The organism is Glutamicibacter sp. NPDC087831, assembly GCF_044742845.1.
Taxonomy (GTDB): domain Bacteria; phylum Actinomycetota; class Actinomycetes; order Actinomycetales; family Micrococcaceae; genus Glutamicibacter.
Genome location: NZ_JBIUVH010000005.1, coordinates 256,166 through 277,962, shown reverse-complemented (window position 1 = coordinate 277,962; position 21,797 = coordinate 256,166). Strand labels below are relative to the sequence as shown.

The window sequence follows — 21,797 nt, the reverse complement described above, 5'->3', positions numbered from 1 at the left end:
CGCGCTCCTTTGCATGGTTTTGCCCGAGCCTAGCAAAGGCTTCAACTAATCATTGGGAAAACACTCGACTGATCGAGTAACGCTTTGACTGCAATAGCCGCAATCGATCACAATCGCGTCCAGCCATAGTTTCTATTCCCAGTCCAGATTAGAATCAGCACATGGGACCGATCAGTGCCCATGCTCGTTCGACTTTCCATGGGGAGAAATTGAATAAATTAGTTCAGCGTTCACTCGCTGTCATCGCTTCGGGAGCACTTGTATTCTCCGGTGTCTCCGCGGCCTCGGCCGCTCCGTTGCCCACCAGCATTTCATCTGCCAGCATCGTTGCTGCGAAGAAAAAGGCTCCTGCGGTAACGATCAAGAAAATTGGCACGAAGACTGTCAAGGGTTCAGCCAAGGCAACCATCAAGCCTAGCTATTCCAAGGCAAAGAACGTGAAGATCAAGTCGGCGTTGCTGAAGGTGGTCAAGGGCAAGAAGACCGTCGCCAGCAAGAAGAAGTCCGTCAAGCTCGCAGCGGGCACCTACAAGGTCACCACCACGGTCAAGTACCAGCTCAAGGGCAAGACCTCGACCATTCAGAAGACGCAGACCTTGCTGGTGAAGAAGGCGGCCGCCAAGCGTTCCGTGAAGATGAGCGGGAAGGCGAAGAACTGCCCTGCGGGGTACCCGGTGAAGGGCAACCGCACCGGCAGCCAGAAGGAGTGGAAGTACCACGTCAAGGGACAGCGCTTCTACAACATCACGAAGCCAGAAGAATGCTTCAAGACTGCAGCTGATGCGCGCAAGGCCGGCTACCGGGCTTCGAAGCTCTAAACCTGCCTGGCTGGTATCCGACCCAGCAGACTGAAAAATCGACCTCGGTTGTTTCCCAAATGGGAAGCAACCGAGGTCGATTTATTGTGTGCAGATTATGCAGGCAGCCGCATGATTAGCGGGCTACCGAACCATCTACGTAATCATCCGAGGATGCATCCGAGATCCAGGAGAACAGCGAGCGGAGTTCGCGGCCGGTGGTCTCGATTGGGTGGGCTTCGCCCTTGGCGCGCAGTTCCTTGAACTCCGGAGCGCCGGCCTTCTGGTCTTCCATGAAGCGGTTGGCGAAAGCACCGGACTGGATATCAGCCAGCACAGCCTTCATGTTTTCCTTCACCTCTGGGGTGATCACGCGTGGGCCGGAGACGTAGTCGCCGTACTCAGCGGTGTCGGAGATCGACCAGCGCTGCTTGGCGATGCCGCCTTCCCACATCAGGTCAACGATCAGCTTCAGCTCGTGCAGCACCTCGAAGTAGGCGATTTCCGGCTTGTAGCCAGCTTCGGTCAGGACCTCGAAGCCGTACTGGACCAGCTGGGAGGTGCCACCGCAGAGCACAGCCTGCTCGCCGAACAGGTCGGTTTCGGTCTCTTCGGTGAAGGTGGTCTCGATAACGCCGGCACGGGTGCCGCCGATGCCTGCTGCGTAGGACAGTGCCAGTTCCTTGGCGCCGCCGGTGAAGTTCTGCTCCACGGCGATCAGGTCAGGGATGCCACGGCCGGCTTCGAATTCGCGGCGCACGGTGTGCCCTGGTGCCTTGGGAGCAACCAGTGCAACGTCGACGTTGGCTGGTGGCTGGATGAAGCCGAAGCGGATGTTGAAGCCGTGGCCGAAGAACAGCGCGTTGCCCTCTTCGAGGTGCTCGGCGATCGACTCGGTGTAGACCTGGGCCTGGACCTGGTCCGGGGTCAGGATCATGATGACATCTGCCCAAGCCGCTGCTTCGGCAACCGTAGCTACCTTCAGGCCTTCGGCCTCGGCCTTGGCACGGGACTTGGAGCCCTCAGCCAGGCCGACGATAACCTCGACGCCCGAGTCGCGCAGGCTCAGTGCGTGGGCGTGGCCCTGGGAGCCGTAGCCAATGACAGCTACTTTCTTGCCCTGGATGATCGAGAGGTCTGCGTCGTCTTCGTAGTACAGATCAGCCACTGTAATTCTCCTTATTTGTGCTTCTGGTAAAGAAGTCTTGTGCTTAGGCACTGTTGCTTTCTTCTAAGCTAGGTGCCAAATACCTAAATTTGTAGTTCGTGTCTCTTGAAGTCGTTGTGCGCTTAGGCGGACAGCGTCTTCAGGGCACGGTCGCTCATCGACTTGGTTCCGCGTCCCACGGCCAGCGTTCCGGCCTGGACGATCTCGCGGATGCCGAATGGCTCAAGTACTGCCAGCAGTGCTTCGATCTTCGCCGCATTGCCGGTGGCCTCAACGACCAGCGAGTCCGTGGATACGTCGATCACCGATGCGCGGAACAGCTCCGCGGCCTGGGTGACCTGCAGTCGCGTCGCCGCATCGGCGCGCACCTTGATCATGATGTGGTCACGCTGCACCGAGGTTTCCGGCAGCAGTTCCACGATCTTGATGACGTTGACCAGCTTGTTCAGCTGCTTGGTGACCTGCTCCAGGGAATCCCCTTCGGCGTCCACCACCACGGTCATGCGGCTGATGCCGGCAATTTCCGTGGGACCAACGGCCAGCGAGTGAATGTTGAAGGCACGGCGGGCGAAGAGGCTGGCGACGCGGGTGAGCACGCCGGGAACGTCTTCAACCAGTACCGAAAGCGTATGCTTTGCCATGTCCTAGTCCTCCTCTTCCCATTCAGGGGTCATGCCGCGGGCAATCTGGATCTGGTCGTTGCTGACTCCCGATGGGACCATTGGCCACACCATGGAGTCGGCCGAGACCACGAAGTCGATGACTACCGGACGGTCATTGATTTCCAATGCCTTCTGGATGGTCGCATCGATATCCTCGTCGCGTTCGCAGCGCAGGCCCACGCAGCCGTAGGCGTCGGCCAGCTTCACGAAGTCCGGAATCCGGGCGGTTCCGTGGCCGGTGTTCAAATCGGTGTTGGAGTAGCGGCCATCGTAGAACAGGGTCTGCCACTGGCGGACCATGCCCAGCGACGAGTTGTTGATGATGGCAACCTTGATGGGGATCCGGTTGATCACGCAGGTAGCCAGTTCCTGGTTGGTCATCTGGAAGCAGCCATCTCCGTCAATGGCCCAGACCACGCGGTCCGGCTGCGCCACCTTGGCGCCCATGGCGGCAGGCACCGAGTAGCCCATGGTGCCCAGGCCGGCGGAGTTCAGCCACGAGCGCGGGCGCTCGTACTTGACGAACTGCGCTGCCCACATCTGGTGCTGGCCCACGCCTGCCACGTAGACGCCTTCCGGACCGGTCAGCTCGCCGATGCGCCCAATGACGTTCTGCGGAGCCGAGAGGCCATCGTGGGTTTCGGTGTAGCCGATCGGGTAGGTTTCGCGCAGGCGGTTGAGCAGTCCCCACCAGCCAGCCAGATCCTGCTGGGCTTCGTTCTCGAAGCGCGAGGCGCAGGCCTCGTGCAGCTGCGGGATGATTTCATCCAGCGAGCCGACGATCGGCACATCGGCCACGCGGTTCTTGGAGATTTCCGCAGGATCGATATCGGCGTGGATCACCTTCGCGTTCGGCGCGAAGGTGGAGAGCACGCCGGTGACGCGGTCATCGAAGCGGGCGCCGAGGGTAATGAGCAAATCCGACTGCTGCAGTGCGGTGACCGCAGAGACGGCACCGTGCATGCCTGGCATGCCCACGTGCTGTTCATGCGAGTCCGGGAAGGCACCGCGTGCGGTCAGCGTAGTGACCACCGGAGCGTTGACGAATTCCGCGAATTCCTTGAGCTGCTCATGGGCGTTGGCCTTGATCACGCCACCGCCAACATACAGCACCGGGCGGGTTGCCGAAGCGATGAGCTTGGCGGCTTCGCGCAGCTGCTTGTTGTGTCCGCGGGTGACCACACGGTAGCCAGGCAGGTCGACCTTTGGCGGCCATGAGAAGGTCATGTCGCTCTGCTGGGCATCCTTGGTGATATCCACCAGCACCGGACCGGGACGGCCGGTCTGCGCCAGGTAGAACGCGCTGGCCAGCGTGCGCGGAATGTCTTCCGCGTTGGTGACCAGGAAAGCGTGCTTGGTAATCGGCATCGTGATGCCGACAATGTCTGCTTCCTGGAATGCGTCAGAGCCAATGAAAGCGCTATTGACCTGACCGGTGATTGCCACCATTGGTACCGAGTCCATATTGGCATCGGCCAGTGCGGTGACGAGGTTGGTTGCGCCTGGTCCGGAAGTAGCGATGCATACGCCCACTTCCCCGCTCACCATGGCGTAACCCTGTGCGGCATGGCCGGCACCCTGTTCGTGGCGGACCAAGATGTGGTTAATCTTGGTCGAATCCATCAGTGGATCATAGGTGGGAAGGATGGCCCCACCTGGTAATCCGAAGACGTCTTTGACGCCCAGTTCTTCCAGCGAGCGGACGATGGCTTGTGAGCCCGTCATCTGTGTGGGAGCAACGATATTATTCGGACCCTGTACCGGGTTCGAAGCCTCCACGACGGAAGAGACAGCGGCGGCGGCATCCTTGGTTCGATTGATTGACTTCGCAACCGACGCCGGATTGGCGGGTGTTGAGTTGCTCATCGGGATCCTTTCCATATCTATCTCTTCGTTTGCGCATAAAAAACGCCCCGCGGCCGTCACTACTGACGAAAGGGGGCTTGCGCGTTACCGACGTACTGTCCGTGGTGTTGGACAGTGCCTCAGGCTCCGCGCCTGATAACTAGTAGTACATCGGTGTTTGTTTGCATGCCTCTAGTTTTCTCCACCTCACGGCAAAGAGCAACTAGACACCCTGTTTATCTCATTATATGAGATGGATGTCCAAGCCTTGGACGCGACACCGCAAACAAGACTTGGTTTTTTCGCTTCATAGGCACCAAAAGCGCCTGTCGAAACGGGATTAGCTGGAGACAAGCACCAACTGCCGGGAATGCGCATCGCTCGCGCTGCGCACCCCTTGCTCCAAGGAAGTCCCCTGCCATGCAGTTGGTTTCGCTTGCAGCGTTGAGCCGGGAAAGGCATGAGTTCCGTCGATGGCCACACGGGCGCATGGCTTGGCGACTCAATCAGCATCCTGGCTCATTAATCCCATTCTAGAAGTCAATATGACCAATCAGATAACCCATGACGTGCCGATGACACATTTCGATAAATGTTGCGACTGGTCAAATTGTCCAAAGTTATCGGTAGAGTATTAGTTATGGACAAGCGCCCAGACGAAAATCCAACCCAGCAGGTAAAGGCCCGCCTCCATGAGGCCTTCGACTCGCAGATCCCCAACTTCGCCAGCTACAATCTCGTGGCGGGCACCGGCATCGCCGGCTCCGGAGGGCTCAAGGTCATTGGATATCGGCGCCAACCAGCGGAACTGATTATTGCGCCAGTGAATGCCAGCAGCTTGGAAGCATCCGAGGATGCGATCAACATCAACAATACGAATGTGAACCAGCTCGCCGAGCTCAGCGATGGCGGCTACGAAATCGCGATCTCTTCGGGCCGGGTGTTCCGCTTCAGCATTCCCGAAGCGCCGAGCATCGACTTGCATGTCGATGATGCCATCAGCATTGGTGCCACCATTGACCAGAAATCAGATGCAGAGGACTTCGCTGATTTCATGGACCACTTCATGAACACCATCGAAGGCACCGAGAACTTCGTATAGCCAGCAAGAGAATTCCCGATAGCAAAGGCCATCCCGCCAGCTAGCTCCATTGATAGCTACGCGGCGAGATGGCCTTTTCGCTTACAAAGCCCCGGGATGATTCCCGCGGTAGTCGGAGGCGAGCAGTTGCCCTTCGACGGTGAGGATCTCAACCCGGTCCAATTCGATTGATTCGTAGCCGACGGAGGTCATGACCCGCTCGGCATAGCCGGCAGCACTGCCATCTGCGATCCAATCACTGCCCTCCACCACAATGGCGAGCACGCCCCTGGACTGGAGAGAGCCACCCCACGGTGGCGTACTGGATGGAATCCTCGGCGAATGAATGGAAGCCTGCGGCGCCCTGGCCATTGAGGTACTGGAAGATCTTCTGATCCGCCCATTCCTGGCGCCCTTCGACTTCCTGGAGATTGTCGGCATACTTCGGCAAGGCCGCGATCTGCGGGCTCACGCCAGGAGTTTGCGCGGATGCTTCGAACTGGAGCGGGGCACAGCTGGCCAGGGACGAAGCCAGCACCAGGCCACCGGCAACCACACTGGCCTTGCGCAACGCATCGATGGCCGCGCAGCGCCACTGGATACCGGAAGAAATTACTTGAAGCACCATGCAATCGAGCATAGCCAATGACCGGGACAATTCCACAGGAATCATCCAGTACGGGATTCCACGCCGGCGGCGGGCCCGGAATCAGCCTTGCTCGGCCTGGTACAGGGACATCCCTGCAGCCTGCATCACCAGCCACGGGCTGAAGGCCCACGGAGTGGCGCGCAGGGCTTCACCGAGTTGTGCCGGATCCACCCAGCAGTAGTCCATGACTTCGTCCGGGTTCGCAGTGATTTCGCTGTCAATTATCGCGGTGAAGACCGGGCAGATTTCGTTTTCCACAATGCCCGAGGCATCCACGGCGCGATAGCGGAAGTCCGGCAGCGCCGATTCGATGCGGCTGACCTTGAAGCCGAGCTCATGGGCCGCGTGGCGCGTAATGGCTTCTTCGAAGCTCTCGCCGGGCTGGGGATGCCCGCAGAAGGAGTTCGTCCAGACCCCTGGCCAGGTCACCTTGGACAGGGCACGACGCGTCACCAGCACCTGGCCAGCTTGATTCTGCACATGGCAGGAGAATGCCTGGTGCAGCACGGTATCCGTGGTGTGAACCAATTCTTTCGGGTGCGTGCCAATAGGCTGGCCTTGATCCGAAAGCAAAATGACGTCCATTGAAATCCTTGAATCCCCATCCGGGTCTAGTAGGTGAAAAGTGCCGAAAAGATCAGGAGCATGGTCAGCAGGAAACCGCACAGGTAGTTGATCCACAAGAATCTCTTCCATCCTCGATTAACCGTACCCGAGCTTGCATCGCTGATTCCAAGATGGGGTAGGACGTTGAGCACATAGGCCAGGGCCAGCACCGCTGCCCAGCGGCCAAGGCCCGACAGGCCCACCGCCACGAGCGCTCCGGCCAGCAGGTAGGCGGCCAAGACCAGGTAGATGGTCGTGCGGGCCGACAAGGCGGTGGCGATCGAGGACAGCCCGCCTTGGCGATCGGGAACAATATCCTGGATTGCGCCCAGGGCATGGCTGGCCATCCCCCAGAGCAGGAACGCGCCGAAGACCAGCCACTGCTCGGCCTGCACGCTGGCGCCAGCCAGCACCCACCCGTAGACCGCCGGGGAGACGAAGTGCACCGCGCTGGTCAGCGAGTCCAGCCCGGGCCTTTCCTTGAAGCGCAACCGCGGTGCGGAGTAGGCCAGCACCGCAAGGAGCGACACGGCCAGAACGAGGTTGGCTGCGCCATCCCCGGCCGCCACGAGCACCGCGAGGAACGGCGCGGCGCACAGGACGCAGGCGATGAGCAGCGACTTATGGCTCTGCCTGGACAGCAGCGCCCCCTCGATTCCTCCCTTGCGCGGATTGCGCAGGTCCGACTCGTAGTCGAAGACGTCGTTCACGCCGTACATCAGCAGGTTGTAGGGGAAGAGGAAGAACACCGTGCCCAGGACCAAACGCCAATCGATCCCGCCGCCGGCCAGCAGATAGGCGGCGGCAAACGGGTAGGCGGTATTCACCCAGGAGATGGGGCGTGAGCTCAATACGATTCCGCGGATCATGAAGCGTCCTTTCTGTGGCTGCGGGCACCGAGCAGCCACCACAGCCCGGGAACCAGGAAGACCGCGCAGGCGGCGTAGAAGAAGTCTTCAATCGGGGCCAGGCCCAGATGCACCCCGGACAGCGTCCCGCTGCCGTAGCCGAACAGCCCGGCGTAGATCATCAGGTTGTCGAAGATCGCGGTGAGCACGAGCATCAAGGCCATGGCAGCGCCCAGCGGCTTGGCGACCGAGCGCAGGCGCTGCTTGCTGGCGGCCAGACCGGCGGCAAAGACGGCCATGGCCGCAAATAGGAAGCAGAAGCTCAATTCAAGGAACATGGTTCTCCCCTAACGTGCGCTTGGGTGCTTTCTGGTTCCGGTTGCGCAGCATTCCGGCCAGCACTGGCAGCCCGGTGAAGGCAATCATGGCGCAATAGCACAAGAAGACCAGGAAGAAGACTTCTTCCACAGGGAACTGCTCGCCCACCATGATTCCGGTCATGAGCTCTGATTCCTTGTGCAGGAAGATGCCCTGCCTGATGGCCAGCACATCCCAGAGCACGAAGAATCCGGTGCCCAGCCCCAGGGCCAGGATCCCGCGCACCGGGTGGCGGAAGATGAAGAGCTTTCCCTTCGCGTCCAGCAGCCCCATGCAGGCCAGCAGTGCCAGCAAGATGCCCAGGTAGATCATGCTCCTGCCTCCTGCCGCACCGTGGCCGCGAAGTTTTCGTCCATGGGCCCCGCGGCCTTGATCCCGAGCACCGCTTTGGCAGCCAGTTCCCCGCTGATCAGGCACATCGGCACGCCGATTCCAGGGCGCACGGTGCTGCCGGCATAGTGCAGCCCGCCCACCTTGGCGCTGCGGTTGCCCGGACGCAGCATGGCGCTTTGCCCCAGGGTATGGGCCAGGCCCAGCGCACCGCCTTTGAAGGCGCCGTACTGCTGGAGGAAGTCCCCCGGGCCGATGCTCTGGCGCACTACGATCCGCTCGCGAAGATCCTTGATGCCAGCCCATGCGGCCAGCTGGTCGATGGCCGCGTCGGCCACCGCTTCCACCGCGGCATCTCCTGCCCCATCGGCTGCGCCGATCCCCCATTCGGGCATGGCCGGAGCCGGAACCAGGATGAACAGGTTCTCGCAGCCTTCCGGGGCCACCGAGGGGTCGGTGGCACTGGGCTTGCAGACATAGATGCTGGTTTCCGCCTCCAGCATCCGCCCTTGGCGAATCCGCGAGAAATTCTCTTTCCAATCGGTGGTGAACAGCAAGTTGTGGTGCTCCAGCTGCGGCAGCTTGCCGCTGATGCCCAGGCAGAGCAGCACCGCGCTGGGGCCGGGGTCTTTGCGCTGGAAGCTCTTGGCGGTATGGGTCTGCAGCTCCTCGGGCAGCAAATGGCCTTCCAGGTGGCGCACATCGGCGGCTGCGATCACATGGGTCGCCGGGGTGCGCTGCTGCCTGCCGTGCGCGTCGATCCAGCGCACCGCGCTGACCCGTGGATTTTTTCCTGCGCTGGTTTCAATGGCCGTTGCGGTGGCGCCCAAATGGATGGCCGCGCCGTGTTTCCGTGCCAGTTCGGCCATGGCATCGGCAACGGCAGCGAAGCCTCCCATCGGGTATTTCACCCCGTCGGTGAGGTCCAGGTGGCTCATCAGCTGGTAGAGCGCAGGGGTGCGGCTCGGGCTGGAGCCCAGGAACACCGCCGGGTATCCGAGCAGCTGGCGGATCTCGTTGCTCGAAAAGCGCCGGGCGACATGGCTTTCCAGGCTGGAGGCCAGCAGCTGGGCCAGTTGCGGGGTCCGGCGCAGGATCCTTGGGTGCAGCAGGGAGGTGAGCGAGCTGAAATCGTCATAGAGGAAATGCTCCAAGGCCAATTCATAACCCTCCTTCGCTGTGCGCAGGTACCGCTCCAAGGCTGGGCCGCTGCCCGGTTCCAGGGCTTCGAAGAGTCCGCTGGCCGCAGCGCCGGTTCCGACATCCACCGGTTCTTCGCGGTCCTGGAAGAAGGTGCGGTAGCCGGTGGCCAGTTCGCGCAACTCCAGCTGTTCGCTGGCGCTGGTGCCCATGAGCTTGAACCAGTGCTCGAAGACCTCGGGCATCAGGTACCAGGAGGGGCCGGTGTCGAAGCGGAACCCGTCGCGCTCCAGGCGTCCGGAGCGACCGCCTGGATGCGGCTGCTGCTCGATCAAGGTGACCTTGCAGCCTCGGGCGGCGAGCAACCCGGCGCTGGCCAGGCCGGAGAATCCGCCCCCGATGACTACGACTTCTCTTTGTGCGTGGTTCATCTGCTTGCTACTTCCATTCTTGGCTTGCGGCCGGTGGTGCCCCGGGTGCCCAGCAGCACGCGGGCGGCGATCAGCGCCTTGCGCGGGGCGGAGACCGAGATGCGGGTGCGCAGCAGCTGGGAGGCCGGGGCCTTGTCCAGCTGGGAGTTCAGTTCGCGGAACAGGTCATGGGCCAGGCGCACCGCTCGGGCAGCGGACGGGGCCAGGTAGGGCAGGCCGGCACGGGCCTGCGCAAGGTCCTGCTCGATCTGCGCAACCAGCTTCGCCTTGCTTGGCTCATCGAATCCTGCCGGGTCCAGGCCGGGAAAGTAGCTGCGTCCCAAATCTTCGCTGTCTTCCGCCAGGTCGCGCAGGAAGTTGACCTTCTGGAAGGCCGCGCCCAGGCTGCGGGCGGCGTGCTTGGCGCGCTGCGCCTGGGCAGGCGTCAAGTCCGGCGCGGCGGGCATCGCCTGGAAGACCTGCAGGCACATCAGCCCGATGACTTCGGCCGAGCCGTAGATGTAGTCCTGCAAGCTGCGCGCATCATGCTGCCCGGTGCCCAGGTCCGCGCGCATGGAGGCGAAGAACGGGGCGGTGAGCTCGGCGTGGATGCCGGTGGCCCGGGCGGAAATGGTGAAAGCGTGGACCACCATGTTGGTGCTGTACCCGCGTTCCATGGCGCGCAGGGTTTCTGCTTCCAGCTCGTCCAGGCACGCGGCGATGGCCTGGTTGTCCAGGCCGGCCTGGCAGGCCACCCCGTCCACGATTTCATCGGCCAGGCGCACCAGCGCATAGATATTGGCGATGTGCCTGGCGCTGGCGGCATCCAGCAGCCTGCAGGCCAGCGAGAACGAGGTGGAGTATTCGCCCAGCACCACCCTGGCGCTGCGCTGGGCGGTGCGCGAATAGTGCTCCAAGGCGGCGGTGCCTGCGGTGCTGTTTGGGGAATTGTCAGGTTTCATGGCGTTCAGCTGCTTCGATCCAGGATCAGGCCGGTGCATTCGCGCAGCAGCGTCCGGGCTTCCTCGGGCAGGTCCAGGAAGGCCGCGGAGCCGGTGGCCCGCGAGCACAGCTGCTGGGCCAGCTGCCGGGCGAAGCGCTCGGCCCCCTGCGCGGCTAGTTCCTGGCGGATCCGGCCGGCATCCACTGTTCCTTCGCGGAATCCGCCCAGCAGCTTGGCGAATTCGGGTTGCTCGCTGGCCAGGGCCAGCAAGATGGTGCTCTTGAATTCGCGCAAGTCCGATTCCACCGGCTTGCCGGTGCGTGCCGGGTCACCGAAGGTGCCCAGCACATCATCGATGATCTGGTAGGCCACCCCGAGCTGGCAGCCCACCGCACCGAGGGCCTCGGCCTGCCCGGGGTGCGCCCCGGCCAGCAGCGCTCCGGCCTGCAGCGGCAGCTGGAAGGAGTAGGCCGCGGTTTTCATCTGTTCCATGCGCAGCACCTGGCTGGTGGTGGCCGGAGCCGGGGCCAGCGAGTAGAGCAGGTCCTCGAGCTCTCCGGCCCCTGCCTGCTCGATGGCTTGGAAGAAGGCCTGCTGGACCCCGGCCTCGCTGTCGCTTCCGGCCGAGGCCCTGGCCGCAAGCTTGATCGCTTCGCTGATCAGCAGGTCCCCGGCGATGATTCCCACGGAATTGCCCGCATGCTCGGCATCGGCCCGGTTCCGGCCGCTGGCGATGGCGTGGTCGCGGTAGAGCGCCGAGATGGTCTTTTCCCCGCGGCGCACGAAGTCGCGGTCCACCACGTCGTCGTGGATCAGCAAGGCGGCGTGCAGCAGCTCGAAGGCGCAGCCCAGGTCGATGGCGCGGGCCTCATTGCGGCCGCCGAAGGCACGGTAGCCGAGCATTACCAGCCCCGGGCGCATCAGCTTGCCGGTAGCCAGCCGCTCGGAGATCCGGGACCAGAGCAGCGCAGTCTGCGCGGAGTAGGCGGCGCTGCGGTGCTGGGCCTGCGTGGCCAGCAGTTCCAGCCGATCGCTGATGGCGCGCCGGGTGGGTGCATCGATGAGCCCGCCTGAGGCTGGCGCGCCAGCCGCTGCGGCCTGCGGGGCCTGGTGTGTGGTGGTGTGCATTCTCATGGTTCCCTACTGAAAGGATGTGGTGGGGTTTGCTTGGTTCTCTTCGCTGCTCACGGTGTCCCGCGTCTCCAGCTCTCGCCGGGCATCTTCGAACAGCGCGCCCAGATTCCTGCGGGACGGCTCGTCCAGCTGCGCGTAGAACGTGTGCAGCTTGCGCAGCAGCACCTGCCCTGGCCCGGTGGACACCGGGAAATTGCGCCCCGGGACTACCAGGGTGCGCCGCCGGTCCGCGGCATGGTGCCTTCTTTCAACCATCCCGCGGGCTTCGAGCCGGTCCAGCACCGAGGTGATTCCTGCCGATGACACTCCCAGTTCGCGGGCCAGTTCCCCGGAGCTGGGCGTTTGCATGGAACGCAGCAGGTTCACCGCACGCAAATCTGTATCGTTCAGGTCAAGGCTGTGGCGCAGGCGCGCTTCGCTCAGTGCATAGGACCGCTGGAGCTTGAGCAACAACCGGAACACTTCCGAGGCAATCAGCGGACGTGAACAATCCATGATAACTTCTCTCGCGTAGTTGATATTTAGCTTTTCTAGATACATCATGGTTTAACTATCTCGTTTTGTCGACTCGAAGCGGGAAAATTTTCAACCGACATCAGGAGCACACGATGAGCAGTTCCACGGATTCCCCGAATTTTCCCTATCGAGCCCCCGCGTCAGCAACATCCTGGGCACTGCCGGTGTTCACGGCGATTGCCCTGGTCCTGGCCATTGCCGTTTCATTCATCGGAAGCGGGGCCCTGGGCGGAACTCCGGTCCAGCAGGCAGCCGGCGGCTATCTGGGCGCTGACTCGACGCTGCTGGCCCCCGCGGGTCCGGCCTTCTCCATCTGGAGCTTGATCTACGCCGGGCTGGCCGTCTACGGCATCTTCCAGCTCACCCCCGCCGGACGCCGCTCGGCCTGGGCTGCCAAGCTGCGGATTCCCGCGCTGCTTTCCGCATTGCTGAACGCCGCATGGATTACCGTGGTCCAGCTGGGCTGGCTGGGGGCCAGCGTCGCGGTGATCTTCATCCTCGTCGCGTGCTTGGCCTGGATGCTGACCATCATGGTGACAGGCACCCCGTCTTCGCGCACCGAATACTGGATCATGTGGCTGACCTTCGGCATCTACCTGGGCTGGGTCTGCGTAGCCAGCATCGCCAACACCTCCGCATGGCTGCTCTCCCTGGGCTTTGGCCAGGACGCCTCCTGGGCACCAGGAGCGGCAGTGGCACTGCTGGTGGTCGCAGCGGCCATCGGGCTGGGCACCACCGCCTACTCGGGCAGGATCTTCACCGCCTTGGCCATCGCCTGGGGCCTGGGCTGGATCGGCGTGAGCCGGCTGTCCGGAACCAATCAGTCTGAACTGGCCGGGTACGCCGCGCTGGGCTGCGCCGCGCTGCTCCTGCTCGGATCCATGGTGATCGCCTGGCGCAAGCGCGGTGTTCGAACTCCATGAGCCTGATAGCAGTGACCGGAGCAACCGGATATATCGGCGGACGACTGGTGCCCCTGCTCTTGCGCAACGGGCACCAGGTCAGGGTTTTCACCCGTGACGCGCAGCGCCTGCGCGATACCCCGTGGCGCAGCCAAGTCGAGATCGTCGAGGGCGACCTGCAAGATGAGCACGCAGTGGCCAAGCTCTGCAAGGACGCGGACCTGCTCTACTACCTGGTGCATTCGATGTCCGGGACCCGGGATTTCGCGGCTCAGGAAAAAGCGTGCGCGCAGGTCATGGCGCAGGCCGTACGCGAACAGGACGTCAGCCAGCTGGTCTACCTTTCCGGGTTGCATCCTGCAGGTGAACTCAGCGAGCATCTGGCTTCGCGCGTGGCCGTGGGGCAGATCCTGTCAGCGGCCGCCAGCACCCTGGTGCTCCAGGCGGGCCTGGTGATCGGCTCCGGCTCGGCCAGTTTCGAAATGGTCAGGCACCTGAGCGATGTGCTGCCGGTGATGCCGGCCCCGCGCTGGGTACTGAACCAGGTCCAGCCCATCGCCATCCGCGACACCTTGCACTACCTGGCGGCCTGCGCCGAGCTGGCGCAGCCCGCGCAGGGAACCTATGACATCGGCGGCCCCGGCACCTACAGCTACGCGCAGCTGATGAAGATCTATGCCCAGGTGGCCGGCCTGCGCGAGCCGAAAGTCTGGCCATTGCCGCTGCTCACCCCGCGGCTGGCTTCGCACTGGGTGAATCTGGTGACGCCGCTGCCGCACACCCTGGCTTCCGCGCTGGTGCAGTCGCTGCAGCATGATTGCGTCATGGGCTCGCGGGACATCGATAAGCTGATTGCCCCGCCGGCCCAGGGCTTGTGCGATTATCCGCGAGCGGTGCAGCTGGCACTGGAGAAGATGGATGCCGACGCGGTGCAAACCAGTTGGGCTACCGCCCAGCCGATTTCGGCACCCGCCGAACCGCTGCCCTCTGATCCGGATTGGTCAGGGCGCAAGGCCTACACCGACATCCGCCGCATCAGCACCACGGCAACCGAGGCGCAGCTCTTCAGCGTGCTGCATCGGCTCGGCGGGGAATCACCGTATTTCGCCTTCCCCGCCCTGTGGAAGCTGCGCGGCTTGATGGACAAACTGGCAGGCGGCGTGGGGTCGCGGCGCGGACGCCGCTCGCACAGCACGCTGGCACTAGGAGATGTGGTGGATTGGTGGCGCGTGGAAGCCCTGGAGGAAAACAGCTTGCTGCGCTTGCGCGCGGAGATGCGTGCCCCGGGCCAGGCATGGCTGGATTACCGGATCGACAAGCGAGCTGACGGGCGAAGCGAACTGATCCAGCGAGCGGTGTTCTTCCCGCGGGGCTTGGCCGGACGCTGCTACTGGTGGGCGGTATACCCGTTCCATGGGGCCATTTTCCCGGTCACCATCAAGAACATTGTGCGCGATGCGGAAAAGCAGGCGGCTGGCTGAGGATCCAGCACGTCCCGGTACTAGTCCGCTTCGCCGGCAGTCGTTGAATCGAGGCTGCTTTCCAAGGCATCGGAGGTCCCGGCAAGGAACCGGATCACTACGTCCCGCTCCTCGGGGCTCATCGCGTTGGCCACTTCGAATCTCTTGGCATGGTGCCGCCCCACTTGCTCCCGTGCTGCCAGGTGGGTTTCCTCGGTGACCTCGACGCATTGCGAACGCCGGTCGGTTGGATGCCTGGTGCGCCGCACATGGCCGTGGGCTTCCAAGCGGTCAATCATCTTGGTGACCGATGCGCTGGAAATTCCCAGATACTGGCTCAGCGCACCCGGGGTGACGGATTGGCCCGCATGCTTGGCGGAGATCATCTTGCGGATCGCCCGCATGTCGGTTTCGTTCAGTTTCATGAACTGCTGGGAGCTGCGCATGATGCGGCGTTCGATCTGGCGCATCCGGCCCATTTCAGCCATGATGCGGTCGATTTGCTCCAGATTGGCAGGGGCTATGCCCGCCCGCTTGATCAGGTCCTGGCCAGGATCGGATTCAGAAAGCCCATACATGGTGGGCAGTTCCTTGGCTGCCATGGTGCCCCTCCTCCTCGGATCGCGGCCGCTTGCCTTATTTGGATCATACGCTTGGTCAACCGCTGCGGATGCATGCAAAAACCCTGCGGCCGATGGAATCAGACCGCAGGGTTCAGTTGGTGCGAGTAGAGAGACTTGAACTCTCACGTCCGAAGACACTGGAACCTAAATCCAGCGCGTCTACCAATTCCGCCATACTCGCTAGCGCTACACCGGAAACACTGTTTCCTCGAAGGCGACCTCATTTAGTGTAGCGGAAGTTCTGCCTGATATGAAATCAGCCAAACAAGGGGTCTACTTGGGATCAATGCCCAAGTCACGGCGCAGCTTGGCTACATGGCCGGTGGCGCGAACGTTGTACTGCGCCAGCGCGATTTTGCCCTCTTCATCGAGCACGATTGTGGAGCGGATCAGGCCCTCGTAGACCTTGCCGTAGTTCTTCTTTTCTCCCCAGGCGCCGTAGGCTTCAGCTACTGCGTGGTCCTCGTCGGAGAGCAGCGGGAAGTTCAGTTCTTCCTTGGCGACAAATTTTTCCAGCTTGGCGGTCTTGTCCGGGGAAATGCCCAGAACTGCGTACCCCAGGGACTGCAAGGATTCGAGCGAATCACGGAAATCGCAGGCCTGCTTCGTGCAGCCCGGGGTGGATGCGGCTGGGTAGAAGTACACGATGGTCTTCTTGCCGCGGTAATCGGCCAAGGCAACAGACTTGCCAGCAGCGTCCTGCAAGGTGAAATCAGGGGCCTGGTCACCGATGGACAGACGGTTCGTCTTTTCGGAAGCACTCATGAGCTGATCCTCTTTTCTTTGCGGTATACAAAAAATCCGACCTGACGAATCAGATCGGATCTACTGTGCGCCCTCCGGGACTCGAACCCGGAACCTAATGATTAAGAGTCATTTGCTCTACCAATTGAGCTAAAAGCGCTTCCTCGCTCTGACTAGTTCTTTTTCAGAACTCATCTTTGCGACGTAGACAATCATAGGCAGAAATGATGCGAAAGCAAAAATCGGCCAGTACCCGACCTGAGAACATAAAAGTCCAAGTCAGATTAATGATATCACATTTGTCCGGCTTGAAAGTAATCTAAAACACACATAGTTTTCCGATCCGGACCTCACTATCCACCGGCGGGGCAAATCCGGGATTTGCCACTCGCGGCCAGCACTCCCGCTCGGCTCCGGTCCGCACAGCACTCCGGGCGCACCTGCAGCAATGATTTCCACGAAACCGCAATGCGGCGTCGCCCGAAGGACCAGCCGCCAGCCGGTCAATTTCCCGCCAGTGGCCTCGAATCCTTTCCCCGATCCCCTCCCGGCTCCGGCGCGGGCCAGCCTACCGGCGACCACAGGCCAAAGTGGTTCCGCGTCAAGCGCTGGCTGGTCCACCGGGACAAACAAAAAAGGCCAGACCGAAGCCTGACCTTTGTTTTGTGCGCCCTCCGGGACTCGAACCCGGAACCTAATGATTAAGAGTCATTTGCTCTACCAATTGAGCTAAAAGCGCGTATTTATTTATGAAAACAAGTTGTCTGGTGAACCGAACAAATTGTTCGTGCGCCCCCCGGGACTTGAACCCGGAACCTAATGATTAAGAGTCATTTGCTCTGCCAATTGAGCTAGAGGCGCCCGCTGCGATGTTCTAGAAGCTTTTCGGGCTTCGCGCTTTCGCAACGAGATAAAACTTTACCAGCAATTTCCCTCAGCGCAAATTCGGGGGCCAGTATTCTGCGGTGACCTTCATTACAGGACATGACTAGGGGTTACTACCAAAGCGCGGATGGGGTTTGTACAGTGTTTCCATGAGCACCCAACGAACGATTTCATTCCCGACACAAGATCTGATTGATGCGGTCGGTCCGATCCCGGAAAACCTCAAAGCTGTGCTCTGGGACCTGGAGAGCACCCCCGGAACTGCGCTGGAAGAAATCGACATTGCCATTCTTCCCTATATGTCGAATCCCCAGACGCTGAAGAACATCCGCAAGGCACCGAACGTCAAGATCGTCCAGACGCAGACCACCGGCTTCGACGGAATGGTTGACCTGATTGGCGATCGCGCAGATATCAATACCGCGGCCGGCGTCCACGCGGCGGCTACCGCCGAGATGGCCATCGGCCTGGCCATCGCATCCCTGCGCGGCTACCCGCACGCGGTCCGAGATCAGCAGCAGGGCCGATGGAATCCCCAGCAGTGGCCCGGCTTGGCTGATCGGACGGTGGCATTGGTTGGCGTGGGCGGCATCGGCGAAGAGATCCGCAAGCGCCTGGAGCCCTTCGAGGTCAACCTCCTGCGCTTCGGCTCCACGGCCCGCACCGATGAGCATGGCGAGGTCTTCGCAACTTCTGATCTCGCAGCGCGCGCGGCGGAGATCGAAGTGCTGATCCTGATCGTGCCGCTCAACGATTCCACCCATCATCTGGTTGACGCTGATCTGCTGGCCCAGCTTCCCGACGGTGCAACCGTGGTCAACGTCGCTCGCGGCCCGGTGGTGGATACCGAGGCAATCGTGGCAGAAGTCGCTTCGGGCCGCTTGAATATGGCATCGGATGTATTCGATCCAGAACCCCTGCCGTCCGATCACCCATTGTGGCAGCACCCTAATGCCTTGGTCATTCCCCACAACGGCGGCAACACCAAGGCGTTCTTCCCGCGCATGGTGAAGTTGCTCAAGAAGCAGGTGCAGGCCTGGGCCGCGGGCAACGACGGCGAGAACCTCGTGCACCGCAGCTAACAATTTAGCGACAGTTGACGGCTCCGGGAGTTTTGGCTCCCGGAGCCGTGGCCGTGGTGCGCTATCTTTGATAAATACCTTTGCGCACATTTACTTGCTTGTTCCCTGCGCGAAGCAGTACCGCCTGCCATAGGAAGATGAGTCATCCCAGTGCCCGAATTGCCATTGAAACTCGTATCACGACGCGCATTGCTGACCGGTACATTGGCGACTACCGCACTGGCACTGACCGCCTGCACCGGAAAGCCAGGGCCCGCGGCTTCCGCTTCGCCCTCAGCCTCGGCCAGTGCGCCGCGCATTCCCCGGACCCTGCGCCTGGCAGCAGCCGCTCCCCCGGTCAAGCTCGATCCGGCCATCGTGGCGGATAACGAATCCTTCCGGATCACCCGCCAGGTGTACGAGACGCTGGTCGATATCGATCCCGATACCGGTGGCGCCGTAGCGGGCCTGGCCGAATCCTGGACCGAAAGCCCTGATGGCTTGCGCTACACCTTCACCCTGCGCGAAGGCGTGCTCTTCCACGACGGCACCGAATTGACCGCAGAAGCAGTTGTCGCCAACTTCAACCGCTGGGAAAACTTGTCTCCGCAGCTGCGCGCTTCATCCAGCCAGGGCTTTGCCAATGTTTTCCACTTCGACAGCGACATCCCCAAGCTTCCAACGGCTAAGGAACTTGAAGAAGAGTTCAAGAGCGCTGCCGACGCCAGCGAAGAGGAACTGGCCACCCAGCAGCTGCGCACCAAGCAGCTTGAAGAGCTGACCAAGAAGTTTGACACCAAGCTCTTCGAGGGCAAGTCCGCAGCCGGTTCCGCAAGCTATTTCGAATCAGTCAAGGCAACCGGCAAGTACCTGGTCGCCTTGAATCTGCGCCGCCGGCTGCCAGGGCTGATCGAAGCGCTGACGTTGCCGGGCATGGCCATTGCCGCGCCCAGCGCGTTGACCGGCGGTCCCGGGCAGAACCCGGCCGAGTCGCTCTCCACCCACCCGGTGGGTACCGGGCCATACACTTTCGTTTCCCATGAGGACAATGTGGTGCGTCTGGAGATCTTCAAGGACTATTGGAATCAACCGCGGCTGTCCAATAACACCGCGCATCCCGAGGTTGCGCTGATCTCTGCTGTTCCTTCGCCCTACAACCGCGAAGGCGCGCTGCTGGCCGATGAAATCGACGGCTTCGACATGGTCTCGGTGGACATCATGCGCACCCTGGTGCGAAATGCCAAGGTGGTTGTCCAGCGCGATCCCTTCTCCGTGCTCTACCTCGGCATGAACCAGCGCAATAAGTGGCTGGCCAAGCCGGAATTCCGCATGGCCATTGCGCACGCGGTCAACCGCAGCTCGCTGGCTGAGAAGCTGTTCCTGCAAGGGTCCAAGCACGCTTCGACCCTCTTGCCCTCTGCCTTGAGCATTCCGGCACCGGAAGATACGCCGAACCACGATGCGTCGAAGGCCAAGACCTTGCTGGCCGAGTTGGGTTACAAGGGCGAACAGATCGAGTTCGCCTACCCGCTGCAGGTTTCGCGCAACTACCTGCCGCTGCCTGAACGCACTTTCGCGCAGATCGCCGAGGACCTCGCCGCAGTGGGGATCCGCATCAAGCCGCGCCCGATTGCATGGACCGACGGCTACGTGCAGACCGTGCAGTCCAAGGACTTCGAGGGACTGCACCTGCTGGGCTTCTCCGGCGGCTACCGTTCGGCAGACGACTTCCTTTCCGGCATTTTGGCGGCCAAGGAGAATGAGTTCGGATACACCTCGACGTTACTTGACTCACAGATCATGCTGGCCCGTTCCATCCCTTCCGGGGAGGAACGGACCGCCGCCTATGCCGATATCCTCAAGACCCTGAACGCGGATCTGCCCGCGCTCCCACTGGTCTTTCCGATCTCTGCGCTGGCGTTTAACGGCAACGTCACCTTCTATCCGCCCTCGCCGATGCTCAATGAGTGCTACGCGGATGTGCAGATGGCAAACTCGCCGTCTATCTCAAGTTAGTGACCGTTAACCCAGTTAACGATTTCTAACCCCCGGGGATATAGGTCTACTCTGGGAGAGAGCAAAGTATCACTGTCGATGGAGATCCTCGTGCCTTCTGAAACGTCAACCGAATCTTTTGACGTAGTACTAATCGGTGCCGGCATCATGAGTGCCACCCTTGGCACCATGATCAACCAGCTGGAACCAACCTGGTCCATTGGTCTTTTCGAGAACCTGGACAAGGCCGGGCAGGAATCCTCCTCCCCTTGGAACAACGCAGGTACCGGCCACTCGGCACTGTGCGAATTGAACTACACCGCTGCCAAGGCTGACGGATCGGTCGATCCGGCCAAGGCCATTGGCATCAACGAGCAGTTCCAGGTTTCCCGCCAGTTCTACTCGTGGGCCGTCGAGAACAACCGCGTTGCCGACAACAGCTTCATCAACGCCCTGCCGCATATGTCCTTCGTCATCGGCGAGGACCACTCCAAGTACCTGCAGACCCGCTACGAGGCACTGAAGCCCAATGCGTTGTTCGAGGAACTGGAAATCACCAACGACCTGGACACCATCAACCAGTGGACCCCGCTGGTGGCCAAGGGCCGCGATGCCTCGCAGAAGGTTGCCGCATCCCGCGTTGCCTCCGGTACCGATGTCGACTTCGGCCGCCTGACCCGGGACCTGACCGACTCGCTGGGCGCCGCTGGCGCCTCGGTGAACTACGGCCACAAGGTCAAGGGCATCAAGCGTTCGGGCGCCGGCTGGGAACTGAGCGTCAAGGACAACGCTTCGGGCGCAGTCAAGAACGTCAAGGCCAAGTTCGTGTTCGTCGGTGCCGGCGGTGGCGCACTGCCGCTGCTGCAGAAGGCCGGCATCGACGAGATCAAGGGCTTCGGCGGCTTCCCGGTCTCCGGTCAGTTCCTGCGCTGCACCGATGAGACCGTCATCAACCAGCACCACGCCAAGGTCTACGGCCAGGCTTCGGTGGGCGCTCCTCCCATGTCGGTACCGCACCTGGATACCCGCTTTGTCGACGGCAAGCGCTCGCTGATGTTCGGCCCCTACGCCGGCTTCTCGATGAACTTCCTGAAGTCCACCGGCCAGCTGGATCTCCCGTTGTCCCTGCGTCCGCACAACATCATCCCGATGCTGGCTGTAGGCAAGGACAACCTGGATCTGACCACTTACCTGATCAAGGAAGTTCTCAAGTCCCGCTCCAAGAAGGACGAGGCGCTGGCCGAGTACTTCCCGGATGCAGATGGTTCCAAGTGGGAGCTGATCACCGCTGGCCAGCGCGTGCAGGTCATCAAGAAGGATGCCAAGAAGGGCGGCGTGCTGCAGTTCGGCACCGAGGTCATCACCTCCTCGGACGGCTCGATCTCCGGCCTGCTCGGCGCTTCGCCAGGCGCTTCGACCGCTACCCCGATCATGGTCGGGCTGCTGTCGCGCTGCTTCCCCAAGCAGTTCGCAGGCTGGGAGTCGAAGCTCAAGGACATGATTCCTTCCTACGGCCAGAAGCTGAACGAGAACCCAGCACTCTACGCTGAGGTCAAGGCAGCCACCGACAAGTCCCTGGGACTGTAGGCACCAAGCACAATGAGAACCGCCCACCAGCTT

At 61.7% G+C, this 21,797-nt stretch carries 22 protein-coding genes, 4 tRNA genes and 1 pseudogene; 7 read left to right on the top strand and 20 right to left on the bottom strand.

The features are described from left to right. Positions 1-161: 161 nt before the first annotated feature. On the top strand, positions 162-818 hold the full coding sequence (locus ACIOJF_RS16085) for a hypothetical protein (RefSeq protein ID WP_105661116.1): 657 nt from the start codon (positions 162-164) through the stop codon (positions 816-818). A gap of 115 nt (positions 819-933) precedes the next feature. Here ACIOJF_RS16085 and ilvC read toward each other — a convergent pair whose 3' ends face one another. The 3 genes from ilvC to ACIOJF_RS16070 form a co-directional block, all read right to left on the bottom strand. Next, positions 934-1,965: a ketol-acid reductoisomerase gene (ilvC, locus tag ACIOJF_RS16080; RefSeq protein WP_013348730.1), complete on the bottom strand. Its 1,032-nt coding sequence runs from the start codon at positions 1,963-1,965 to the stop codon at positions 934-936. Positions 1,966-2,087: 122 nt separating this feature from the next. Next, complete coding sequence (ilvN, locus tag ACIOJF_RS16075; protein ID WP_105658085.1) at positions 2,088-2,606, bottom strand: acetolactate synthase small subunit; 519 nt, start codon at positions 2,604-2,606, stop codon at positions 2,088-2,090. Between the two features lie 3 nt (positions 2,607-2,609). Then, positions 2,610-4,493 (bottom strand): acetolactate synthase large subunit, encoded by a 1,884-nt coding sequence (locus tag ACIOJF_RS16070; RefSeq protein WP_402734941.1) that lies wholly within the window; start codon positions 4,491-4,493, stop codon positions 2,610-2,612. A gap of 619 nt (positions 4,494-5,112) precedes the next feature. Here ACIOJF_RS16070 and ACIOJF_RS16065 point away from each other — a divergent pair. After that, the gene (locus tag ACIOJF_RS16065) at positions 5,113-5,574 is read left to right on the top strand and encodes a hypothetical protein (protein WP_105658083.1); all 462 of its coding nucleotides are present in this window, start codon (positions 5,113-5,115) and stop codon (positions 5,572-5,574) included. 81 nt (positions 5,575-5,655) lie between these two features. On the opposite strand, the gene ACIOJF_RS16060 is transcribed toward ACIOJF_RS16065, so the two are convergent. The 11 genes and pseudogenes from ACIOJF_RS16060 to ACIOJF_RS16010 all read right to left on the bottom strand — a co-directional run bounded on the left by ACIOJF_RS16060 (position 5,656) and on the right by ACIOJF_RS16010 (position 12,486). Further along, the gene (locus ACIOJF_RS16060; protein WP_402741875.1) at positions 5,656-5,838 is read right to left on the bottom strand and encodes a hypothetical protein; all 183 of its coding nucleotides are present in this window, start codon (positions 5,836-5,838) and stop codon (positions 5,656-5,658) included. Next, positions 5,810-6,181 carry a hypothetical protein gene (locus ACIOJF_RS16055; RefSeq protein ID WP_402741874.1) on the bottom strand — a complete coding sequence of 124 codons (372 nt, stop codon included), beginning with the start codon at positions 6,179-6,181 and terminating at the stop codon, positions 5,810-5,812. Before ACIOJF_RS16055 ends, ACIOJF_RS16060 begins: the two co-directional genes overlap by 29 nt. Before the next feature lie 81 nt (positions 6,182-6,262). Further along, positions 6,263-6,787, bottom strand: a complete 525-nt coding sequence (gene idi / locus ACIOJF_RS16050; protein ID WP_105658081.1) for an isopentenyl-diphosphate Delta-isomerase — start codon at positions 6,785-6,787, stop codon at positions 6,263-6,265. Between the two features lie 26 nt (positions 6,788-6,813). Then, complete coding sequence (locus ACIOJF_RS16045) at positions 6,814-7,677, bottom strand: prenyltransferase (protein WP_105658080.1); 864 nt, start codon at positions 7,675-7,677, stop codon at positions 6,814-6,816. Then, the gene (locus tag ACIOJF_RS16040; protein WP_105658079.1) at positions 7,674-7,994 is read right to left on the bottom strand and encodes a lycopene cyclase domain-containing protein; all 321 of its coding nucleotides are present in this window, start codon (positions 7,992-7,994) and stop codon (positions 7,674-7,676) included. The genes ACIOJF_RS16045 and ACIOJF_RS16040 overlap by 4 nt, the downstream gene beginning before the upstream one ends. Beyond that, a complete protein-coding gene (locus tag ACIOJF_RS16035; RefSeq protein ID WP_105661111.1) occupies positions 7,984-8,346 on the bottom strand; it encodes a lycopene cyclase domain-containing protein in 363 nt (120 codons plus the stop codon). The genes ACIOJF_RS16040 and ACIOJF_RS16035 overlap by 11 nt, the downstream gene beginning before the upstream one ends. Beyond that, positions 8,343-9,869 (bottom strand): phytoene desaturase family protein, encoded by a 1,527-nt coding sequence (gene crtI / locus ACIOJF_RS16030; RefSeq protein ID WP_353616142.1) that lies wholly within the window; start codon positions 9,867-9,869, stop codon positions 8,343-8,345. Before crtI ends, ACIOJF_RS16035 begins: the two co-directional genes overlap by 4 nt. 3 nt (positions 9,870-9,872) lie before the next feature. Continuing rightward, positions 9,873-9,941: pseudogene (locus ACIOJF_RS16025) on the bottom strand (hypothetical protein); the annotation flags it as partial. Continuing rightward, on the bottom strand, positions 9,932-10,876 hold the full coding sequence (locus tag ACIOJF_RS16020) for a phytoene/squalene synthase family protein (RefSeq protein WP_402734944.1): 945 nt from the start codon (positions 10,874-10,876) through the stop codon (positions 9,932-9,934). The pseudogene ACIOJF_RS16025 and the gene ACIOJF_RS16020, both read right to left, overlap by 10 nt. 5 nt (positions 10,877-10,881) lie before the next feature. Beyond that, entirely contained in the window at positions 10,882-11,985 is a 1,104-nt protein-coding gene (locus ACIOJF_RS16015; protein ID WP_332727841.1) for a polyprenyl synthetase family protein, read from the bottom strand. 12 nt (positions 11,986-11,997) lie between these two features. Continuing rightward, entirely contained in the window at positions 11,998-12,486 is a 489-nt protein-coding gene (locus tag ACIOJF_RS16010) for a MarR family transcriptional regulator (RefSeq protein WP_332728506.1), read from the bottom strand. Positions 12,487-12,599: 113 nt separating this feature from the next. On the opposite strand from ACIOJF_RS16010, the gene ACIOJF_RS16005 reads away from it, so the two are divergent. Further along, positions 12,600-13,430 carry a tryptophan-rich sensory protein gene (locus ACIOJF_RS16005; protein WP_402734945.1) on the top strand — a complete coding sequence of 277 codons (831 nt, stop codon included), beginning with the start codon at positions 12,600-12,602 and terminating at the stop codon, positions 13,428-13,430. After that, a complete protein-coding gene (locus tag ACIOJF_RS16000; protein ID WP_105661105.1) occupies positions 13,427-14,890 on the top strand; it encodes an SDR family oxidoreductase in 1,464 nt (487 codons plus the stop codon). The genes ACIOJF_RS16005 and ACIOJF_RS16000 overlap by 4 nt, the downstream gene beginning before the upstream one ends. 20 nt (positions 14,891-14,910) lie before the next feature. Here the strand turns inward: ACIOJF_RS16000 and ACIOJF_RS15995 are convergent, their stop codons facing one another. From ACIOJF_RS15995 to ACIOJF_RS15970, 6 genes are all read right to left on the bottom strand, one after another. Then, positions 14,911-15,471: a MarR family winged helix-turn-helix transcriptional regulator gene (locus ACIOJF_RS15995; protein ID WP_105658071.1), complete on the bottom strand. Its 561-nt coding sequence runs from the start codon at positions 15,469-15,471 to the stop codon at positions 14,911-14,913. Positions 15,472-15,588: 117 nt separating this feature from the next. Further along, a tRNA-Leu gene (locus tag ACIOJF_RS15990) sits at positions 15,589-15,673 on the bottom strand. Between the two features lie 92 nt (positions 15,674-15,765). Continuing rightward, a complete protein-coding gene (bcp, locus tag ACIOJF_RS15985; protein WP_105661104.1) occupies positions 15,766-16,257 on the bottom strand; it encodes a thioredoxin-dependent thiol peroxidase in 492 nt (163 codons plus the stop codon). Between the two features lie 66 nt (positions 16,258-16,323). Continuing rightward, positions 16,324-16,396: transfer RNA gene (locus ACIOJF_RS15980), tRNA-Lys, on the bottom strand. Positions 16,397-16,902: 506 nt separating this feature from the next. Beyond that, positions 16,903-16,975: transfer RNA gene (locus ACIOJF_RS15975), tRNA-Lys, on the bottom strand. Positions 16,976-17,024: 49 nt separating this feature from the next. After that, positions 17,025-17,097: transfer RNA gene (locus ACIOJF_RS15970), tRNA-Lys, on the bottom strand. Between the two features lie 173 nt (positions 17,098-17,270). On the opposite strand from ACIOJF_RS15970, the gene ACIOJF_RS15965 reads away from it, so the two are divergent. The 3 genes from ACIOJF_RS15965 to ACIOJF_RS15955 all read left to right on the top strand — a co-directional run bounded on the left by ACIOJF_RS15965 (position 17,271) and on the right by ACIOJF_RS15955 (position 21,764). Continuing rightward, positions 17,271-18,203, top strand: a complete 933-nt coding sequence (locus ACIOJF_RS15965; protein WP_105658069.1) for a 2-hydroxyacid dehydrogenase — start codon at positions 17,271-17,273, stop codon at positions 18,201-18,203. A 150-nt stretch (positions 18,204-18,353) separates the two neighbouring features. Continuing rightward, on the top strand, positions 18,354-20,198 hold the full coding sequence (locus ACIOJF_RS15960) for an ABC transporter substrate-binding protein (RefSeq protein ID WP_181148976.1): 1,845 nt from the start codon (positions 18,354-18,356) through the stop codon (positions 20,196-20,198). Positions 20,199-20,270: 72 nt separating this feature from the next. After that, positions 20,271-21,764, top strand: coding sequence for a malate:quinone oxidoreductase (locus tag ACIOJF_RS15955; RefSeq protein ID WP_286134275.1), 1,494 nt, complete (start codon positions 20,271-20,273; stop codon positions 21,762-21,764). The last annotated feature ends 33 nt before the right edge of the window (positions 21,765-21,797 follow it).

What these genes read in the sequence shown, in the direction of transcription:
- ACIOJF_RS16040 (WP_105658079.1), bottom strand. Translation starts at nt 7,994, where the DNA reads ATGTTCCTTGAATTGAGCTTCTGCTTCCTATTTGCGGCCATGGCCGTC.
- ACIOJF_RS16070 (WP_402734941.1), bottom strand. Translation starts at nt 4,493, where the DNA reads ATGAGCAACTCAACACCCGCCAATCCGGCGTCGGTTGCGAAGTCAATC.
- ilvN (WP_105658085.1), bottom strand. Translation starts at nt 2,606, where the DNA reads ATGGCAAAGCATACGCTTTCGGTACTGGTTGAAGACGTTCCCGGCGTG.
- ACIOJF_RS16085 (WP_105661116.1), top strand. Translation starts at nt 162, where the DNA reads ATGGGACCGATCAGTGCCCATGCTCGTTCGACTTTCCATGGGGAGAAA.
- ACIOJF_RS15965 (WP_105658069.1), top strand. Translation starts at nt 17,271, where the DNA reads ATGAGCACCCAACGAACGATTTCATTCCCGACACAAGATCTGATTGAT.
- ACIOJF_RS16035 (WP_105661111.1), bottom strand. Translation starts at nt 8,346, where the DNA reads ATGATCTACCTGGGCATCTTGCTGGCACTGCTGGCCTGCATGGGGCTG.
- bcp (WP_105661104.1), bottom strand. Translation starts at nt 16,257, where the DNA reads ATGAGTGCTTCCGAAAAGACGAACCGTCTGTCCATCGGTGACCAGGCC.
- ACIOJF_RS15995 (WP_105658071.1), bottom strand. Translation starts at nt 15,471, where the DNA reads ATGGCAGCCAAGGAACTGCCCACCATGTATGGGCTTTCTGAATCCGAT.
- ACIOJF_RS16005 (WP_402734945.1), top strand. Translation starts at nt 12,600, where the DNA reads ATGAGCAGTTCCACGGATTCCCCGAATTTTCCCTATCGAGCCCCCGCG.
- ACIOJF_RS16065 (WP_105658083.1), top strand. Translation starts at nt 5,113, where the DNA reads ATGGACAAGCGCCCAGACGAAAATCCAACCCAGCAGGTAAAGGCCCGC.
- idi (WP_105658081.1), bottom strand. Translation starts at nt 6,787, where the DNA reads ATGGACGTCATTTTGCTTTCGGATCAAGGCCAGCCTATTGGCACGCAC.
- ACIOJF_RS16045 (WP_105658080.1), bottom strand. Translation starts at nt 7,677, where the DNA reads ATGATCCGCGGAATCGTATTGAGCTCACGCCCCATCTCCTGGGTGAAT.
- ACIOJF_RS16000 (WP_105661105.1), top strand. Translation starts at nt 13,427, where the DNA reads ATGAGCCTGATAGCAGTGACCGGAGCAACCGGATATATCGGCGGACGA.
- ACIOJF_RS16015 (WP_332727841.1), bottom strand. Translation starts at nt 11,985, where the DNA reads ATGCACACCACCACACACCAGGCCCCGCAGGCCGCAGCGGCTGGCGCG.
- ACIOJF_RS16055 (WP_402741874.1), bottom strand. Translation starts at nt 6,181, where the DNA reads ATGGTGCTTCAAGTAATTTCTTCCGGTATCCAGTGGCGCTGCGCGGCC.
- ACIOJF_RS16010 (WP_332728506.1), bottom strand. Translation starts at nt 12,486, where the DNA reads ATGGATTGTTCACGTCCGCTGATTGCCTCGGAAGTGTTCCGGTTGTTG.
- ACIOJF_RS16020 (WP_402734944.1), bottom strand. Translation starts at nt 10,876, where the DNA reads ATGAAACCTGACAATTCCCCAAACAGCACCGCAGGCACCGCCGCCTTG.